Below are 16266 nucleotides of genomic sequence, written 5' to 3'. Positions count from 1 at the left end.
TATATTTCTGGTTAAATGGAGCAGTTGTAATGATGCGCTTGAGCCTTGCCCTCGCAGCCGCACTCTCTCTTGTCGCGCCATCGGGATATGCGGCAGGTTTGAAATTCATTCACATCTCAGGTGATGCGGATAACCCGGCGATCGACGCCGCCATGTGGTCTCCTTGCGCAACCCCTCCCACACAAATGAGGATCGGAGCCCTGGCAGTACCGGCAACGCCGGATTGCCCGATTGCGGGCGAGGGATTGCCACTCATCATCATCTCGCACGGCTATGGCGGCTGGTATCTAGGCCATCACGATACCGCGGAAGCGCTTGCCGACGCTGGCTTCATTGTCGTTGCCATTAATCATCCGCACGCCAATCATGCCGATATGAGCAAGGCAAACGGTCTTGGCGTACTGATCGAGCGCCCTGCCGATATCAAACGTACCGTCGATTTCATGCTTGACGCCTCCCCCGATGCCGCAGGGATCGATCCCCAGCGGGTCGGCTTCTACGGATTTTCCCAGGGTGGGTATACGGGCCTCGTCGTTGCGGGAGCCAATCCGGATTTCACCAAGCTGCCGCCACGCTGTGCAGATCCGAAAGCAGTCGGCTGTCCGCCAGCTGGCCAAACCCAGCCTCCCCGGCGACAACCGCTACCGCAGTCACTGACCCACGATCCTCGCATCAAGGCGGTCGTTGTCGCCGACCCATTAAGCATCGTATTCCCGACCGCAGACAGCGTGAAAGATGTCAGAGTTCCGCTTCAGCTTTGGGGCTCAGAACTGGGTGGTGGCGGTGGAGCATCTCCCGAAAATGTCGCAACGCTTGCACGGCTATTGCCGGGAAAGCCTGACTTTCGGGTCGTCCCCAATGCCGTACATTTGTCGTTTCTGACACCTTGTCCGGAAAAAAGCCCATTGTCTGATGCCTGCACCGATGCGCCGGGCTTCGATCGTGCCGCGTTTCATAAGCAATTCAACGCCGCAGTCGTTGCATTTTTCCGCCAGCATCTGACTCAGCAGTAACGGCGAACATCGCGGAGCGCAAAGCGCGCATGTGGCGTGGAACTACGCGCAGACATTATGAGCGTTGAAACTCGTCCGCGAATCCGATCAGATCAAATCATGGCAAAAACGATACGCATAGCGGCGGCTCTGGTGCTGCGCCCGGATGGGAAGACATTGCTCGTGCGCAAGCGTGGCACTTTTGCCTTCATGCAACCCGGCGGCAAGGTGGAGCCAGAGGAGACGGCGGAATCGGCGCTGGTCAGGGAACTCTTCGAAGAGCTGGGCCTTGCAGCAGAGACGAAGGATCTGACTTTCCTCGGCCATTTCCAGGCGCCAGCAGCCAACGAACCGGACCATACCGTCGTTGCGGATATATTCCGGCTGCATGTGGGCGACGCGACAATCACGGCAGCGGCGGAGATCGAAGAGATCCGCTGGGTATCGCCCCACAATCCCGAACACATAGCTATGGCGCCCCTGACCGAGCATCATATCCTTCCCTATTATCGGCAGCAGACTATGTCCGCGAACCGATAACGTCGAATTCCACCGGCTCAAAACGGAGCGAGGGCGACTTCGCCGATTTCCTGGAAATTTCTGGCCTGGAATACCGCGTCGAACGCAACTTCGTTCGCCTGTTCACCGATGCGCGGCAGACGCCGATTGTGCGTCGCTTTACGTGGCCGAAGGTGAAATTTAAATATTGTAACAAAATGAAAAATTAAAAAGATTTCAACTTTAACGGTGAGCATATTTACTACGAATATGATAATATGCGCAGAATACATATTGGTCTCGTTATTTTAATTGAAAGTAAAAACAACTTTAGATACATAAGTAAAAAAACACGACGTGAGGCCGAAATGAAAAGAGAAAATACCGCCAGCCGCGAGAGGTTTATCGAGCTGACAAGCAAGATCGTCTCTGCCTACGTTCTTTGCAATGCGACCGCGCCGGAGGATTTGCCGAGGCTCATCCTGGAAACATATGCCGCGCTTACGGGTTCTTGGCAACCTGCCCAGTCGACATCGGAAAAGTCGCTGAAGCCGGCTGTGCCGATCAAGAAATCCATTACCGATGAATATCTGATCTGCCTGGAAGACGGCGGGAAGTACAAATCGCTGAAGCGGCACCTCAACACCAAGTACGGCCTGACGCCCGAAGAATATCGAAAGAAATGGGGCTTGCCGGCCGACTATCCGATGGTCTCGGCGAGCTATGCAGCCACACGATCGACGCTGGCGAAGAAAGCGCTCCTGGGCCACACGAAGAACGCGGCCGACATCACGCCAGCTGCGGAACCGGTCCGGCGGCAGCGGAAGGCCGGCTGACCGTAAGAGGCTTTCGGCCCGCCTCCGCGCGGCCTTTGCGACGCACCCTGGTTACAATCCGGCACTGCCGACCGATGGACGACATGCGGCCGGACGCTGCAAGATCAGGGAGTTTCGATCGTCCTGGCATCGACGGTGATCGCACGACCGGCAAACCAGCCGTTGATCCCGGCACCAAGACCGAGCAGTACGAACAATACGGCACACCAGGCGAAGCTTCCCGTCCAACCGCGGATCATGCCGACGACGAGCGGACCGATCGCGGCAAGCAGGTAACCGACGAACTGCGCCATTCCGGAGAGATGCGCCGCCACATGCGCATCGGGCGACCGCAACACGACGACGGTCAGCGCCACCGCGATCAATCCGCCCTGCCCAATGCCTTGCAGCACGGCCCAGAACCAGACTGTCCAAAGCGGTGCGAAGAGCAGGCCCAGCAATGCTATGACCGCCATCATGCAGAGGATGACGTTGATGGCGCGCTGATCCTTGCCCCTAACGGCAATATGAGGGGCGACAAGGCACGCGGCCGCCTGCACCATGACCGAGGCGGAGACAATCGCGCCGGCGGTGACGCCGTCGAGGCCGCGTTCGCGCAGGATAGGCACGAGCCAGCCGAAAACGCAGTAAGCCAGTGCCGATTGCAGCCCCATGAAAAACGTCACTTGCCAAGCGATACGATCCGACCAGAGGCCGGTGACACGAAAACCACTGCGACGAACCTGGCTGCGCGTTCCAATCACCTGCGGCAGCCAGAGAAGCCCGACCAAGAGGGCCGGCAAGGCCCACGCGGCAAGCGCGCCACCGAGCGATCCGCCGAGAGCGTGCTCGATCGGAAGCGTGAACCCGGCGGCACTTGCCGCGCCGGCGCATAGCGCCATCGTATAGCAGCCCGTCATCAGGGCGGCCTTATCCGGGAAATCGCGCTTGACGAGCCCAGGCAGCAGCACGTTGCCGATGGCAATACATGCGCCGGTCAGCGCCGTTCCGAAGAACAGCAGGGAAATGGAGGAAAATCCGCGCAGCGCCGTGCCGAGCGCAAGCAGGAAGATGACTCCCAGCAGGACGCGCTCGGTTCCCATACGCTGCGCGAGCCTTGCCGCAAACGGCGAAAACAGTCCCATGCAGACCACGGGCAAGGTCGTGAGAATGCTGGTGCTAAAGGCCGAAAGGCCAAGTTCGGACCTGATTTCCGGCAAAAGCGCCGATGCGCTCGAAAAGACCGGCCTGAGATTGAAGGCAATGAGCACGAGGCTTGCACCCAGCAGAAACCTGCCGATCGGCGATTTGCCTCCATGCGGCTGCAGCGCCGGAATTTCATCGGCCTCGGCGTCGATCAATTCGAGCAAGGCAGCATTTTGCGAGGACATGGTCATGACATCAGCAACCGATCAAGAGTGGCAACGATGGGCGCCATGAAGCGTCGTACGACGGCATCGGCCGCTTCGGGATTGCCGGCTTCGATGGCGTCGACGATCGCGATATGCGCCTGCATATCCGGCTCGGGAATGCCCTCGCCGAGCGTCGCCTCGATCGTCTCGGCAATGGAGAGGGAGAAAAATTCGTAGAGTTCGATCATCGCCCTGTTCTTGGAAGCCGCGACGACAGCCTTGTGGAAGGCAAGATCACGTTCGATGAACGCGGCCTTATCGCCGCCGGCATAGTTTCCGCGCGCAACCAGCAAGGCGCGCAGCTCAGAAACAGTTTCCGGCGAATGGCGTAAGGCAGCGAGTCGTGCGGCCTCGACCTCCAGCGCAAGCCGGGCCTCGAACTGATCGCGCAAGCCGGCGCGCCGCGCCATGTCTAGAGGGCGGCTGACATCCGTCGCCGAACGCACATAGGTGCCTGACCCCTGCCGCGTCTCGAGATAGCCTTGGGAGACCAGCACCCTCACCGCCTCGCGGATCGTGCCGCGGCTGACTGACAGCATGGATGAGAGGGAGGCTTCATTCGGCAGCTTTTCGCCGACAAGCCAGCGTCGGGCGGTGATTTCGCCGCGAATGGCTTCGACGGCATTGTCTGCAAGAGTGGTTTTGGTCAGGGCGCGCACGATCAATTATCATCAAGTCATCAGATGACTTTACGACTTAGCCGACGGATGACTCTACGTCAATGCCGGTTGCCGGAAAAGGAAGGCTTGCTAGAGCGTGATGCCGAAAAGTGTAGGCGGTTTTCGGCCGACATCACGCTCTACTTCTTTGATTCTAGAGCGGATTCAGATTTTAGGTCGAACGGATCTAAAATCATCCGGCTCTAGCTGTGGCGCCCGCCTTTTCGAAGAAAAGCAGCAAGGCAAGACCCAGCAGACCGGCGGCAGCACCGATAAGTGCCGTTCCGGAATAGCTACTGATCGCCGTGCCGATAGCGAAGAGAAGAGCGCTCAAGCCTGCACTGAGGAATATATTGACCGATATGAGCGCGCTGCCGAGGCCGGGGCGCTCGGCAATCAAATCCTGCAGATAGGTGATGGGAATGCTGATGAGGGCGGCCGCGCCGATGCCGCTGATGAGGGTCAGCGAATAGACGTGCCACGGCTCGTACGCCAATCCGAGCAGGACCAGATAGACGACATAGATGACCGTGCCGATTGCCAGCGCCATGACATGGGTCATGATCCGCTGCGCCCGTCCCCATGCGATGATGAAGACGACTTCGAGAAGGGCGACGATTCCGACAAGGATACCGATATCGGCCACGGTTCCGTGCGCCGCGCCGGTGACGATGAGCGGCAGAATGGCGCCGTTGACATGCAGCGTGCTGGTGATCAGAGCCACCGCGATCAGGCGCACGAAGACCGGCGGCGAAATGACTTCGCCGAGCGCCGCAAGATAGGAAAGATGATGCGCGGCCGCCTTGTCGGTGCCGTCCTGACGCGGAAGGAAAACGGCGATCAATCCGAAGCAGACGATGCAGGCGAGACCCGCAAACAGATAGGCCGGCAACATGCTCGCCGAATTTGCGAGCAGCGCCCCGATTATTCCAGGTACCAGAACCCACGAGAGCGAGATCATCGCACGGACGCCGGAATTGACCGTGGCGACCTCATTTCGCTCCATTCCGCTTGTCGCGACCCTGACATTGGCAAAGAGCAGTGAATTGAGCGAGCCGTAGACCGGCAGGAAAAACAAGGCGCTGAGAACAAAAGTCGCCTGCGCCGGAACCATATAGACGGCGCCGTAACCCAGCACGCCGAAAATCGCGACCGTCAGCATCATCACGCGATATTGGCCGAGCCGGTCCGCCAGATTTCCAAGGAGAATACTGACCACGACATTCACCGCAGCCGCGCAGAAGATCAGCGTCGAATAGAGCCCATTGCTGAGCCCGAGTTCGCGGATGCCGACGACCGACTGATAGGGCGACGTGGCGGCTCCGGCGAAACCGAAGGCGAAAATGGCAAGCATGCTCACCCGGATGGTCGGGTCGCGGAAAACATCAGGAAGAAGGCGGGTCATTGGCGGTCGAGGATCTGAGAATTACCCGGAAGCTGGGCGAAGTGTTTGTCGCGGCCCATCCTTCCGTCAAAGGCGATCAAGACGCAAATGGTTGCATCATCCTTTGACCCATCCGGCAGGGATTGTCCACACCATTCATCATATCAATGACGGTGGCCAGCCTTCAGCTGGGCATCGCCCGCGAATAGGCGGCCAGAATGAAGCGTTCGGCCTGGAACAGATATTTCTCCAGCGCGTCGGCGGCACTTGCGGGTGCCCCCTCCTCCAGATGCGCAAGGATCGTTGCGTTCTGGCCGACATAGGGAGCATGCAGATATTCGGGATCGCGGATCAGGCCGAAGACGAGACGCAACTCCAGGGAGATCTGCGCATAGAAGGCGGAAAGCCTGGGACTGTCGGCCAGCTCGACAATGGCGGCATGAAAGGCGATATCGGCGCTGCCGACCTCCAGCCATTCGCCCCGGTCCCGATGCTGGATGGCGGCGTCGATGGCCGCTCGCATCTTGCCGACGCTCGGATGACGGTGATGTGCATTGGCGAGCGCCGCACATTCGATCAGGCGGCGAATATGGAAGATATCCATGATCGTCGAGATGCTCGGGGTGGAAACGAAGACGCCGCGATTGGCCTCATGGCGCAGCACGCCCTCTTTCGTCAGCAGCCGGAAAACCTCGCGCAGCGTGTTGCGCGAGACCTGCAACTCCTCGCAAAGAGCCGCCTCGGACAGGTGGCTGCCGGGCGAGAGCGTGCCGCTGATCACGCGCTCGCGGATGCGAGCTGCGGTCAGTTCCGCAACCGTCTGCCCCGTCTCGGCCACGGCCGTCGGCTCGATGCTCGCAAGATTTGTCTGCTTCATTTGCTCTCCCGGCGCCCGCGCTCGATCGTTTCCGATGCCTGCCTATATCAAGCATTTGCTGGAAAGCGAGTAGCGATCCCATGCTTGTCTGCGGCTGTCGTATTGCCCCAACGGCTAAGTCCGTTGGACGATTTTGTGCAGGTTGTCCCCTTTTTCGATTGGCAGCATGAAAATTGTTGAACAATATAGACCAGATTGTTGTTTGATGCTATCTCAAGCCCTAACAAATATAATGGGAACGCGGATACAGATGTTCATGGAACGCCCGTTTTGTAGAAAAACGTCACCCCGCCTTGCCAGGCTTGAATTGATATGGGCGTGCACATGCTAGTATCCGATCTCAAAGACGACCTCGGCGAGGTCTTCAGCGCGTTTGATGAAAAGGGCGCCGGCGCTGCGATCCCGCGCGCCTTGAACGACCTTCCCAAGGCCGAGGTAGGCGCATGATAAATGCGACGGGCGAAAACAAACCGCTTCTGTCCGTAGCGGATCTGACCGTGCGGTTCGGCGAAAACCGCGTGGTCGAGGGGCTTTCCTTTTCGGTCGAGCCGGGTCGGACGCTCGCTGTCGTGGGCGAATCCGGCTCCGGCAAATCCGTGACCTCGCTTTCGATCATGCGGCTTGCCGATATGATGGGCGCACGCTTCGAGGCGGGCAGCATCCTCTTCAACGGCAAGGACCTGCTGAAGCTCTCGCAGAAGGATATGCGCTCCGTTCGCGGCAAGGAGATCGCCATGATCTTCCAGGAGCCGATGACCTCGCTCAATCCCGTCTTCACCATCGGCGACCAGATCTGCGAAGTCCTCCTTCTTCATGAGAACGTCGGCAAATCCGCCGCCATGGCCGAGGCGCGTCGCCTTCTCGAAATGGTGCGCCTGCCGGATGCGGAGGCGCTGTTGAAGCGTTATCCGCATCAGCTCTCAGGCGGCATGCGCCAGCGTGTCATGATCGCCATGGCGCTTGCCTGCCGTCCCAAGCTCCTGATTGCAGACGAGCCGACCACGGCGCTCGACGTGACCATCCAGGCGCAGATCCTCAACATCATGCGGGACCTGCAGAAGGATCTCGGCATGGGCATGATCTTCATCACCCATGACATGGGCGTGGTGGCCGAAATGGCCGACGACGTCGTGGTCATGTGGAAGGGCAAGAAGGTCGAAGAAGGCCCGGTTCGCGAAATATTCGCCAATCCGAAGCACCCTTATACGAAAGCGCTGCTGGCCGCGGTGCCGAAGCTTGGCAGCATGACCGGCCAGGATTTTCCGAAGCGCACGCCTTTGACCGTGCTCGATGGCGGCGAGCCGAAAGTCGTCGGTGAGGAACGGGTACAGAATACCGCCCGCTACGACCAACAGCCACTGCTCTCCGTGCAGGATCTCTTCGTACGCTTCGATATCAAAAAGAACATTTTCGGCCAGGTCACGCATCGCTGCAGCGCCGTCCAGAAGGTCGCTTTCGACATTCATCCCGGCGAGACGCTGGCGCTCGTCGGCGAATCCGGCTCCGGCAAATCGACCATCGGCCGCACGATCCAGCAATTGCAGAAGGCGCGCTCCGGCGAAATCACCTTCAACGGCAAAAGCTTCGCCGCCATGTCGACGCTCGAGCGTTTCCGCCTGCGGCGCGATGTACAGTATATTTTCCAGGATCCCTTCGCTTCGCTCGACCCGCGCAAGACTGTGGGATTCTCGATTGCGGAACCGATCAACACACATGGCATTATTTCGGGATCGAAGGCTGTTCGCCGCAGGGTCGATGAGCTTCTGGAGCGCGTTGGCCTGACATCCGCCCATGCCGATCGCTACCCGCATGAGTTTTCCGGCGGCCAGCGCCAGCGCGTCTGCATCGCCCGCGCCCTTGCCTCCGATCCGAAGCTCATCATCGCCGATGAGGCGCTCTCCGCCCTCGACGTCTCGATCCAAGCCCAGATTATCAATCTTTTGATGGATCTGCAGGCCGAGCGCGGGCTTGCCTATCTGTTCATCAGCCATGACATGGCCGTGGTGGAAAAGATCAGCCACCGCGTTGCCGTGCTCTATCTCGGCCAGATCATGGAAATCGGCAGCCGCCGGCAGGTCTTCGAAACACCGATGCACGCCTATACGCAGCGCCTGCTCTCGGCCGTGCCGATCGCCGATCCGACGCAGGAGCGCCGAACCGCGCTGATCGAGGGCGAGATCCCCAATCCCGTCCGCCGCGTCGGCGACGAGCCGCCGGTTCTGGCTCATGAGGAAATCAATTCAGGCCACTTCATCGCCAGGAGCGCCTGACCGACCACCAACCATCGCATCGATCTGAAGAGGAAACAGGGTCAATGAGAAAAATGAAATGGGGATTGAAAACGGCTCTGACAGCGCTTGTCCTGTCGGGCGCCGCCATCAACGCCGAGCCCGCCTTTGCGGCAGGCAAACTCACCGTGTCGTCGTCGCAGGATCCCGGCAGCTGGGACCCGATCGATACGTTCCTCGTGGCATGGGCGGCCGTCTCGACCAATATCTTCGACGGGCTCACCTATCGCGGACCGGACCTCAAGCTGGGGCCAGGTCTCGCCGAATCCTGGGAAGAGCTGGATCAGGGCAAGCGCATCCGCTTCAAGCTGCGACACGACGTCAAGTTCCATGATGGCGAGCCCTTCAATGCCGAAGCGGTGAAATTCACCTTCGATCGCCTGCTGGGCGAACAGGGCGCCAAGGGACCACAGCGTTCGAACTACACGGCGATCGAAAGCGTCGATATCATCGACGATTACACGGTCGACATGAAACTGAAGACGCCCGATCCGGTGCTTTTGACGAAGCTTGCCGGCTATGGCGCGATGATCGTTCCGCCGAAATACATCAAGGAAAAGGGCGAGGATTATTTCAATCTCAACCCGGTCGGCACCGGTGCCTTCAAGTTCGTTTCTTATACGCCGAAGGTGAACATCAAGCTCGAAGCCAATCCGGATTACTGGGGCGGCGCACCGAAACTCTCCGAGCTTGAATACCGCTTCATCAGCGAGCCGGCAACTGCAGTTGCCGAGCTTCAGGCCGGCCGTGTCGATCTCGTTATCCCGCCGACCATCCCGATCGGCATGCTGCCGGTCATCCAGGGCGATTCCAAGCTGGAAATCGCCAGCGTTCCCGGCCCGACGGTCGACGCGCTGCGCTTCAACACCCGCGACGGCATTACGGCCGATCCGCGCGTGCGCAAGGCCATCATCATGGCCGTCGACCGCAACACGATCGTCAAGTCGATCCTCGCAGGCCAGGGAACCGAGATCGTCAGCTTCCAGAACTCGCTGTCCTTCGGCTACGATCCCGACCTGAAGCCGCTCCCCTATGATCCGGCAGGTGCCAAGAAGCTGCTCGCCGAAGCCGGCGTGAAGCCGGGTGCCGCAATCCAGATCGACATCCGCGGCAACGACGCGACCATGAACGAAGTAGCCCAGGTCGTTGCAAGCTACCTGCAGATGGCCGGCCTGACGGCGACCATCAAACCTTATGAAACCAACGTCCTGCTGAACGACATCATCCCGCAGGGCAAGACCGGCGCGATGTTCCAGCAGAAATGGGGCGGCTGGACCTTCGACTACGACAACACCGCCTATTCGATGTACCACTCCGGCGAAAAGTGGAATCCGTATGAAAAGGATGCCGCTCTCGACAAGCTGCTGGAATCGCAGCGCCCGCTCACCGATCGCGCCGAGCGCCAGAAGGTGCTGAAGGATATCGGCAAGTACGTCGCCGACAAGGCGCTCGAATTGCCGCTCTACAACAGCAATGCGATCTATGGCGTCAGCAAGCGAGTCAAGGGCTTCGTGCCCGCGCCCGATACCCGCATCAAGCTGAACGAAGTCACCGTCGAATAGTCGTTAAACAGGACGCCGCCGGCTTGGCCGGCGGCGTCGTCCGAAAGCTCTTGGGGTACGAACGTGGCCGGTTTTCTCATCAAGCGATTGCTGCAGGCGATTTTCGTCGTGATCGCGATCACCCTTCTCGTCTCATTCGCCATTCGCCTGACGGGCGACCCTGCTCTGATGATGTTTCAGGGCGGCGGCAGCATGACGGAAGACGATCTTGCGCGCATTCGCGCCGCCCTCGGCACGAATCAGCCCTTCCTCGTGCAATATTTCACCTTCCTGAAGGGGCTGCTGACGCTGGACTTCGGCCGCAGCTTCACCGGCGGCACGCCGGTGTCTCAGCTGATTGCCAATGCCCTGCCGGCGACGCTGCTGCTTGCCTTCATTTCCATGGTCGTGTCGATCGCGCTGTCCATCCCGCTCGGGATCAAGGCGGCGACGGCGCGCGGCAAGACGGCGGACCAGATCATCCGTGTCCTCTCGCTGCTTGGCCTTTCCTTCCCGAACTTCTGGCTGGCCCTGATGCTGGTCCTCTTGTTTTCGGTTACGCTCGGCTGGCTGCCGCCAAGCGGCATGGTCGGGATTTCGAGCTACATCATGCCGGCCGTGACGATGGGCGTGATCCTGACGGCCACGAATGTGCGTTTGGTGCGCACCGCCATGCTCGAGACGCTGCAATCGCAATACATCATGGTTGCACGCGCCAAGGGCCTCAGCGAAAGCAAGGTGCTCTACAAGCATGCCCTGCGCAATTGCGCGATACCGCTCATCACCTATTTCGGCATCCAGTTCGGCGGTTTGCTCGGCGGCATCGTCGTCATCGAGCGCGTCTTCAACTGGCCCGGTCTCGGAACTCTCGCATTCGATGCTGTCGGCGCCCGCGACTACCCGGTATTGCAGGGCGTGATCACCGTGCTGGCGCTCTTCATCGTCGGCGTCAATCTTCTCGTCGACATCGCCTACGGGCTCGTCGATCCCCGCATCCGCACGGAGTAACGCCGATGGCCGCCACGATCTCACGCCGTTCGCGCTTCCTAAACTTCGAATTCATATTCGGCGCATTACTTACGGTCGTCATCTGCCTTGCCGTTCTTCTCTCCGATGTCCTCTTTCCTGGCGGGGCGGAAAAGATCGACCTGATGGCAAGGCTTGCCAGGCCCTTTGCCAGCCTCACCCATCCCTTCGGCACCGATCCGCTTGGACGCGATGTGCTGGCCCGCGTCGTTGCGGGTGGGAAGATATCGCTGACCGTCGGGCTCACTTCCGTGATCGGCGGCGTGGTCCTCGGCGTGCTTGTGGGACTTGCCGCGGGCTACTATCGCGGCATCTGGGATATGATCCTCATGCGCTTCGCCGATATCCAGCTTGCGATGCCCTTCATTCTCCTGGCGATCACCTTCATCGCCATCGTCGGCGGCAGCCTCACCAACACCATCATCCTGCTGATCGTATCGCAATGGGTGCAATATGCCCGTCTAGTGCGCGGCTCGGTGCTCAGCCTGCGCGAACGGGAGTTCATCCTGTCGGCGCGCGCGATCGGCGTCAAAGACTGGCGCATCATCTTCCAGCATCTGCTGCCGAACCTCGTAGGGCCAGTGATTGTGCTGATGACGCTGAACATCGCCAACAATATCCTGCTTGAAAGCAGTCTCACCTTCCTCGGCTTGGGCGTCGACCCGACCATTCCGAGTTGGGGCGGCATGCTCGCCGATGGCCGCACCTATCTGCAGACGGCCTGGTGGGTCAGCCTCTTCCCCGGCCTCGCGATCCTTCTGACCGTGCTCGGCCTCAATCTCCTCGGCGACTGGCTGCGCGACAGCCTCGACCCGACAGGCAGAACGACAAGGTAAGACATCATGACGATGATTTTCGAAAAAAGCTTCGAGCGTACGCTCTCGCGGCTCGTCGCGGATGCCAAGGCTGGCCAGAATTTCGAGGCCTGGATCTTTGATGACAGGGAAAGCCGCCAGCAGGCCGAACGCAAGCTCGCGGAAAAGGGCATAAAGACGCGCATCCGCAGCGCTTACAAGCCACTGGTGAATGCCTTTATCGAAGACATCGACCTGCAAGGCGTGGACGCGATCGAGATCCGCTACCCTGTGCATCCCAATGCGCCTGACAATCGCTTCCGGCTTGAAGCCTATCCGCTTGCCGCGATGGTCGGCAATCGAAAGATCGCCCTCGTCGCGAGAGCCGATAGTGACTTTCACTATGACGTTCTACTGAAGACCAATGCCGGCGAAGAGCGCCAATTGAAGGTGCTGGTGCCCAACCGCGTCCATATCGATGCCGCAGGTGAAACGAGCGTTTCTCCGACCGGCTGGTTGGTGCGCGACGGCAATGAGACGGGCGAAAGGCTGGTTACGGACTATGAAGAGCTCTTTGAAGAGACCATTGCCGCGATTACTCACTTCGATTGGGGCGCAAGCGAGCCCTATTTCGAAGAGCTGAATATCCGGGTCTCCTTGCCGGCGACAGATGAGGCCTTGCCAGTGGGCGACGAAGTCATGAGTCTGCGGGAAGCGCTGCACGAGGACTTCTATTTCTCGCTGCTCGAATTCTTCCAGAAGAAATCCGGCCGGCCGCTGGGCGACCGTGGGCTGAAGCCGGGGCAGATCGTTCCGCAGATCCTGCAGTCTTCCGGCGACATCTCCGTGAAGGTGGAAACACAGCCGCTGACCTCTCGTTTCTGGGACGGAGCAGAGCAGCAGCTCGAGACGGCGGCGGAACCTCTGGCCGCGCAGCAGATCGAAGCCGAGCTCGGCAGGATCGGCGGCGAAGCGTTCGAGGCTGTTAGCCGCTCCGGCAGAGCCGTCAGCGCACGCTATATCAAGGGTCGCGATGCAGCTGTGATGATCAGCGGCGGGCAGCACGCCAATGAGACCACGGGCGGCGCGGGCGCCCTGCGTGCGGCAAAACGGCTTGCCACGGTCGAGGGCGCGCATTTCACCATCTCGCCGCTGGAAAATCCGGACGGCTATGCACTGCACCAACGCCTGCGCAAGGATAGCCCGCGCCACATGTATCACGCCGCCCGCTATACCGCGCTCGGCGACGATCTCGAATACCGCACCGAAGACAATGCCGGCCCATATCTCTACGAGAAAAAAATCCGCTTCGAGGCGGAGGCACTGAGCGGCGCGCAACTGCATGTCAACCTGCACGGCTACCCGGCGCATGAATGGACACGCCCGCTTTCAGGCTACGTTCCCCGCAACTTCGCGATGTGGACGCTGCCGAAGGGTTTCTTCCTGATCGCCCGCTATCATGCCGGTTGGGAAGCTCAGGCGGAGCGGCTTCTGGATAAGGTCACCAAGCACCTCGGCACCATTCCGGGGCTGCTCGACTACAATGACAGCCAGATCGCGCTTTACGAAATTCATGCCGGCGAAACCGGCTTCCGCATCATCAACGGTTTCCCCTGCCTTGCCAATATCGACGATCGCCACACGGTGCCGATGACCTTGATCACCGAATATCCGGACGAGACAATCTACGGCGAGGCCTTTGTCGCCGGTCATACCGCGCAGATGGAAACAGTGCTTTCCGCCTACGGCGCCTGGCAGGAGATCATGGCTTCCAGCTAAGCGGAATAAGTTGAGCGCACCATGTCCAGAAACGCGGTCATGGCACTGGATGTATAGGCATCCGAACGGCGCACGAAGAGCGTATCCACCCGCGACCGCTCCGGCGGAAGCTCGTGGATCGCGACCCGGCCATCCTGATGGGCCGCCGCAACGACGCCCCTTGGCAGCAGCGTGACGCCGACACCGGCCGACACGCAGCTGATGATCGTGTCGAGGGAGCCGAATTCCAGCGGTTTCGACGTGACGATGCCCATATCGGCCAGAAGCGACTCCAGCCGCTGCCGATAGGAACATCCGATCTGGAAGACGATGGTCTTCAGATCGGCAATACCCGCCAAATCATCCATCGCACGAATCGCAGGTGAGGTGACAAGAACGAGCTCTTCGCGAAAGACCGTCTCGTGATCGAGATCGGGATGGCTGACAGGCCCCGCCACGAATGCCCCCTCGACCTTGCAGGTAACGACATCGTCAATCAGCCTGCGGGTCGTGCCTGTCGTGACGACGAGGCGTACCTGCGGATAGGTCTTGGCAAATTGGCCCAAGAGCGGCGACAATCGCAACGCCGTGGTTGTCTCCAAGCCGCCGATTGCGAGCGTTCCGCCCGGCGAGCCGTCGTCCCGCGCCGCAGTGCGCGCTTCGGCCAGAAGCTTGGTGATGCGGCCGACGAACGGCAAGATGCGCTGCCCCGCCGGTGTGGTCGACACGCCTCTCGCATGCCGCTGAAATAGGCTGACACCCAGTTCTTCTTCCAAGGCCCGGATGCGCGCGGTCACGTTCGATTGTACCGTATGCAGCTCCTGCGCCGCCCGGTTCATGCTGCCGTGTCGCGATACGGCTTCGAAAACCCTAAGATCGGCCACATCCATTTACTTATCTCCTTTAGAGATAACTCTTCTCATAATTATTCAATTTTTATGATATACGCCAAGGCGTATTCTCTCAAGCACCAAAAAGCTTGAGAGAATATCCATGACTGACGCGACGACACATGAAACCGAACGGAACCATCAGGATGCCCGGATGGCATGGCGCGCCATACTGTCGGCATTCTGCGCCTGCTTGATCGGCATCGGGCTCGCCCGCTTCGCCTATACGCCGCTCCTGCCCGCTATCGTCGATGCCCATTGGTTCGAAGCGTCGGCGGCTGCCTATCTTGGCGCTGCAAATCTCTCCGGCTATCTGGTCGGCGCCTTGCTCGGCCGCCCGGTGGCGGCACGTATTTCCACTGTCCTGACACTCAGGATCATGATGCTTGCCGCAACCGCAGCCTTCTTTGCCTGTGCCTTTCCTATCAGCTTTCCATGGTTCTTCGCATGGCGCTTCGCGGCCGGTCTTGCCGGCGGCGCCCTGATGGTTCTGGCAGCGCCGAACGTCCTGCCGCTCGTCGCACCCTCCCGCCGCGGGCTTGCCAGCGGCGTGATCTTCATGGGCATCGGTGCTGGGGTTGCCCTGTCGGGCACGCTGGTTCCGCTATTGTTGCAACAGGGGTTGCGTGAGACATGGCTCGGTCTCGGCGTCCTGTCGCTGCTCTTGACGATCATTGCCTGGACCGGATGGCCGCGCGACGTCGCCAGCCATTCCGCACAGCCCCACCATGCCACGCATGTGCCGAAGCGCTGGACTCTGCGCGCTCTCTATATCGAATATGCGCTGAATGCCGCCGGCTGGGTTCCGCACATGATCTTCCTCGTGGATTTCGTTGCTCGCGGATTGGGATATGGCCTCCAGGTCGGCGCCGAATATTGGGTGCTGTTCGGCCTCGGTGCAACCATCGGCCCGATCCTTGCCGGCCATCTCGCGGACCGCACCGGTTTTGCCGCAGCGCTGCGGTTTGCCTTTCTGCTTGAAGCCTTCGCCGTCGTCATTCCCGCCCTTGATCTCGGACAGGCCTGGCTCATCGCCTCGAGCCTGATCGTCGGCGCATTCGTGACCGGCACGGTTCCCTTGATGCTCGGCAGGATCGCGGAATTGCTGCCGCACCATCCGGCGCAGCAAAAGGTCGCCTGGAGCCTCGCAACCGTATTCTTTGCCCTGTTCCAGGCGGCTACGGCTTACGGACTTTCCTTCGTCTTCGCCCGAACCGGCGGAAACTACTACGTGCTCTTCTTCATCGGAACCGGCGCCATGGTCCTGGCGTTGACGATCGACCTCGCCGTCGCAGCGTTCGTCGGCATTCCTCAGGATCATGATGCATAATA

The 16266-nt window shown here is 60.0% G+C and carries 16 protein-coding genes; 10 read left to right on the top strand and 6 right to left on the bottom strand.

Going from position 1 to position 16266, the window contains the following annotated elements; all coding sequences use genetic code 11:
* The first annotated feature begins 29 nt into the window (after positions 1–29).
* Both ACPYOP_RS11410 and ACPYOP_RS11405 read left to right on the top strand, forming a co-directional pair.
* Complete coding sequence (locus tag ACPYOP_RS11410) at positions 30–1013, top strand: alpha/beta hydrolase family protein (protein ID WP_481410503.1); 984 nt, start codon at positions 30–32, stop codon at positions 1011–1013.
* A 99-nt stretch (positions 1014–1112) separates the two neighbouring features.
* The gene (locus tag ACPYOP_RS11405) at positions 1113–1532 is read left to right on the top strand and encodes an NUDIX hydrolase (RefSeq protein WP_481410502.1); all 420 of its coding nucleotides are present in this window, start codon (positions 1113–1115) and stop codon (positions 1530–1532) included.
* 17 nt (positions 1533–1549) lie between these two features.
* Here the strand turns inward: ACPYOP_RS11405 and ACPYOP_RS11400 are convergent, their stop codons facing one another.
* Positions 1550–1783 (bottom strand): hypothetical protein, encoded by a 234-nt coding sequence (locus tag ACPYOP_RS11400; RefSeq protein ID WP_481410501.1) that lies wholly within the window; start codon positions 1781–1783, stop codon positions 1550–1552.
* Positions 1784–1858: 75 nt separating this feature from the next.
* On the opposite strand from ACPYOP_RS11400, the gene ACPYOP_RS11395 reads away from it, so the two are divergent.
* Positions 1859–2326: a Ros/MucR family transcriptional regulator gene (locus tag ACPYOP_RS11395; RefSeq protein ID WP_481410603.1), complete on the top strand. Its 468-nt coding sequence runs from the start codon at positions 1859–1861 to the stop codon at positions 2324–2326.
* Positions 2327–2430: 104 nt separating this feature from the next.
* On the opposite strand, the gene ACPYOP_RS11390 is transcribed toward ACPYOP_RS11395, so the two are convergent.
* The 4 genes from ACPYOP_RS11390 to ACPYOP_RS11375 all read right to left on the bottom strand — a co-directional run bounded on the left by ACPYOP_RS11390 (position 2431) and on the right by ACPYOP_RS11375 (position 6637).
* Positions 2431–3702 (bottom strand): CynX/NimT family MFS transporter, encoded by a 1272-nt coding sequence (locus ACPYOP_RS11390; protein WP_481410500.1) that lies wholly within the window; start codon positions 3700–3702, stop codon positions 2431–2433.
* A complete protein-coding gene (locus tag ACPYOP_RS11385) occupies positions 3699–4376 on the bottom strand; it encodes a FadR/GntR family transcriptional regulator (protein WP_481410499.1) in 678 nt (225 codons plus the stop codon). Before ACPYOP_RS11385 ends, ACPYOP_RS11390 begins: the two co-directional genes overlap by 4 nt.
* A gap of 193 nt (positions 4377–4569) precedes the next feature.
* Positions 4570–5781 (bottom strand): MFS transporter, encoded by a 1212-nt coding sequence (locus ACPYOP_RS11380; RefSeq protein WP_481410498.1) that lies wholly within the window; start codon positions 5779–5781, stop codon positions 4570–4572.
* 163 nt (positions 5782–5944) lie between these two features.
* A complete protein-coding gene (locus tag ACPYOP_RS11375; protein ID WP_481410497.1) occupies positions 5945–6637 on the bottom strand; it encodes a GntR family transcriptional regulator in 693 nt (230 codons plus the stop codon).
* A 324-nt stretch (positions 6638–6961) separates the two neighbouring features.
* Here ACPYOP_RS11375 and ACPYOP_RS11370 point away from each other — a divergent pair, with 324 nt between their 5' ends.
* The 6 genes from ACPYOP_RS11370 to ACPYOP_RS11345 all read left to right on the top strand — a co-directional run bounded on the left by ACPYOP_RS11370 (position 6962) and on the right by ACPYOP_RS11345 (position 14065).
* A complete protein-coding gene (locus ACPYOP_RS11370) occupies positions 6962–7084 on the top strand; it encodes a hypothetical protein (RefSeq protein ID WP_481410496.1) in 123 nt (40 codons plus the stop codon).
* Entirely contained in the window at positions 7081–8907 is a 1827-nt protein-coding gene (locus ACPYOP_RS11365) for an ABC transporter ATP-binding protein (protein ID WP_481410495.1), read from the top strand. Before ACPYOP_RS11370 ends, ACPYOP_RS11365 begins: the two co-directional genes overlap by 4 nt.
* Positions 8908–8951: 44 nt before the next feature.
* The gene (locus tag ACPYOP_RS11360) at positions 8952–10487 is read left to right on the top strand and encodes an ABC transporter substrate-binding protein (protein WP_481410494.1); all 1536 of its coding nucleotides are present in this window, start codon (positions 8952–8954) and stop codon (positions 10485–10487) included.
* A gap of 63 nt (positions 10488–10550) precedes the next feature.
* Entirely contained in the window at positions 10551–11474 is a 924-nt protein-coding gene (locus ACPYOP_RS11355) for an ABC transporter permease (RefSeq protein WP_481410493.1), read from the top strand.
* 5 nt (positions 11475–11479) lie between these two features.
* Positions 11480–12328, top strand: a complete 849-nt coding sequence (locus ACPYOP_RS11350) for an ABC transporter permease (RefSeq protein ID WP_481410492.1) — start codon at positions 11480–11482, stop codon at positions 12326–12328.
* A gap of 6 nt (positions 12329–12334) precedes the next feature.
* Positions 12335–14065 (top strand): M14 family metallopeptidase, encoded by a 1731-nt coding sequence (locus ACPYOP_RS11345; RefSeq protein WP_481410491.1) that lies wholly within the window; start codon positions 12335–12337, stop codon positions 14063–14065.
* Here the strand turns inward: ACPYOP_RS11345 and ACPYOP_RS11340 are convergent.
* Positions 14062–14934, bottom strand: a complete 873-nt coding sequence (locus tag ACPYOP_RS11340; protein ID WP_481410490.1) for a LysR family transcriptional regulator — start codon at positions 14932–14934, stop codon at positions 14062–14064. The genes ACPYOP_RS11345 and ACPYOP_RS11340 overlap by 4 nt on opposite strands.
* Before the next feature lie 103 nt (positions 14935–15037).
* On the opposite strand from ACPYOP_RS11340, the gene ACPYOP_RS11335 reads away from it, so the two are divergent.
* Positions 15038–16264 (top strand): YbfB/YjiJ family MFS transporter, encoded by a 1227-nt coding sequence (locus ACPYOP_RS11335; protein ID WP_481410489.1) that lies wholly within the window; start codon positions 15038–15040, stop codon positions 16262–16264.
* Positions 16265–16266 lie beyond the last annotated feature (2 nt).

Source organism: Rhizobium sp. KNZ2-6A, from assembly GCF_056755475.1.
Note: the sequence above shows the minus strand (reverse complement) of the source record. Positions and strands in the feature narration are given on the sequence as shown.